2 protein-coding genes are annotated in these 2,388 nt (G+C 53.0%); both read left to right on the top strand.

The annotated features are described in order from the left end of the window. The first annotated feature begins 40 nt into the window (after positions 1-40). Positions 41-796 (top strand): class I SAM-dependent methyltransferase, encoded by a 756-nt coding sequence (locus H567_RS0121145; RefSeq protein WP_028322910.1) that lies wholly within the window; start codon positions 41-43, stop codon positions 794-796. A gap of 146 nt (positions 797-942) precedes the next feature. Further along, entirely contained in the window at positions 943-2,169 is a 1,227-nt protein-coding gene (locus H567_RS0121140; protein WP_028322909.1) for a hypothetical protein, read from the top strand. Positions 2,170-2,388 lie beyond the last annotated feature (219 nt).

The raw sequence follows: 2,388 nt of genomic DNA, 5'->3' as shown, positions 1-2,388 counted from the left end.
CCCAGCGTGTTAAGCACGCCTGCCGGAAGGACACGAAAGTTTGGACGAAATTCAATTCCAGCTACTTACAGACCTCCACCGGCCCGCGACACGGCAAGGGCCAGGGGGGGAAACTGAAACAAGACAGGCAATGAGGTTGGCCGGACTCGACCGGTCGCGCCGTTTGAAGATTGCGGATATTGGCTGCGGCACGGGCGCTTCGACCATCCTTCTCGCCAAGGAACTGGACGCTGAAATTACTGCCGTGGACTTCCTGCCGGAGTTTCTGGACGAGCTTCAAACCCGAGCGAGGGACCATGGGGTGGCGGAGAGGATCACCACCTTGAGCTGTTCCATGGATGCACTGCCTTTTTCTGACGGGGAGTTCGACGTCATCTGGTCAGAGGGAGCGGTCTACAACATGGGCTTTGAGGCCGGTGTGGCGGCTTGGAACCGGTTCCTGAAACCGGGGGGAAAGCTCATTGTCTCCGAAATCACGTGGCTCAGTGCCACGAGGCCGCCTGAGCTTCAGTCCCACTGGGATGGAGAGTACCCCGAGATTGATGTCGCCTCGGCAAAGATCGGAATCCTCGAGCAGCATGGCTACTGCCCTGAGGCTTACTTTTATCTGCCCACACATTGTTGGACCGAAAATTACTATCGGCCCATGCAGAGCCGCTTTGATGCGTTCCTTGAGCGACATAGCCAGAGCGACCAGGCAAAGGGCATCGTCGAAGCTGAAAAACACGAAATAGCCCTTTATGAAAAATACCGCGACTATTACAGCTATGGTGTCTACATAGCCAGAAAGATCTGAATTGGATGAACGTTTACAGCCAAGAGTACCGCCAACGCGGGTTTGCCATTACCGACTATCTGGCAAAACTGACAAAGGGCAACCGTAATGGGGGCGCAGCATTCAGTGAAACAGGCGGTACGAGGGCTTGGCAATAGTGGATTCTCATGGGCAGGGATGCAAAAACAATCAGCCGGCTGGAACTTTACAAGCGAGTGTGGGAGACGCCCGTGACCAGGCTGGCCAAAGAGTACGGCCTGTCCGATGTCGGCTTTGCCAAGATCTGCAAAAAATACAATATTCCAAGACCCCCGCGGGGTTACTGGGCCCAAAAAGCCGCTGGACAGCGAATGATCAAAGAACCACTGCCCAGGCGCTCTTCGGATGAAATGATTGAAATCAGTCCCAATCTCGCGAATCAATTCAATCCCACTGAAAATCCAAAATTGTTCAAACAGCTTGAACGCGAACATAATTTTCCGCCAATCGTGGTTGCGAAAGCGTTGAGAAATCCGCACCCTTTTGTCGCCCGATCCGCTGAACTCCTGGAATTGTGTGAACCCACTGATGTCGGGATTCTTGAATCTGCGAACAAGAATTGTTTGGACATACGGGTGTCCAAAACCAGCCTTCGCCGGGCCCTCCGGATCATGGATGCGCTTATCAAAGGGTTGTTGGAGCGTGGATTCGAAGTTTATCAGGAGAAAGATTCGTTCGAGGTCATGATAGACGGCGAACGCCTTGGATTCGGAATCAGTGAGGATGTTGTCAGCAAGAAAACACAGCCCAAGGACACGGACCTGGATGGGTATTACCAATTTGGCCACAGCCGTTTCGACTACGTGCGAGTCCCTTCGGGTAAGCTCTGCCTGACCATTCATGACCGCAGCTATTTTTACAGCGACAATTTCCGGAAAAACTGGCGTGACACGAAACGCAAACAGCTTGAAGACAGTCTGGATGCCTTTGTGATCGGACTCATCAAACGAGCCGCGAAGAAAAAGGAATACCGGCAACAAAAGGAGGAAGAGGAACGGAAGCGACAAGAGATGGCACGCCTGAGAGAGGAGGAGCGGCAACGCCAGGCTGAGCTGAATCGCAAGATTCAAGAAGAGCGCACGCGTGTCTCGAACTTGATCACCGATGCCGAGAATCATCAAAAAAGCATGCAGATCCGTGATTTTGTCGCCGCGGTCGAGAAGGAACATCGAAATGGCAATCCGGTGTACGTCAATGCTGATGAATACGAGAGCTGGGCTACGTGGGCACGGGATCAGGCGGATCGCCTGGACCCCCTTGCTGACAGTCCACCGTCCATCCTCGACCACGCCGTCGAGACGGATGATGAACAACCCGGTCATAGTGAAGACAATCCGTATTTTAAAAGATGGTGATCCGTTCGGACAAAAAGGCTAACGATTACGACGAAATCAAACCGCTGATTAATCTGTGCAAAGCCGGCCGACTGTTTGATGTGCAGAACTGGATCGCAGACGGAAAACCAATCAACCCGCCGCCCCCGTGTTGGTTGGCAGAATATGCTGTCGGGAAGGGGCCGTATTTTTCACAAACGCTTGACTAGAGGGGGTCGGATGTCGAATTATTCTGGCTTT

It is taken from the genome of Desulfatiglans anilini DSM 4660 (assembly GCF_000422285.1).
In the GTDB taxonomy this organism is placed as follows: domain Bacteria; phylum Desulfobacterota; class DSM-4660; order Desulfatiglandales; family Desulfatiglandaceae; genus Desulfatiglans; species Desulfatiglans anilini.
The sequence above is the reverse complement of the archived record's forward strand: the minus strand, read 5'-3'. Positions and strand labels throughout refer to the sequence as shown.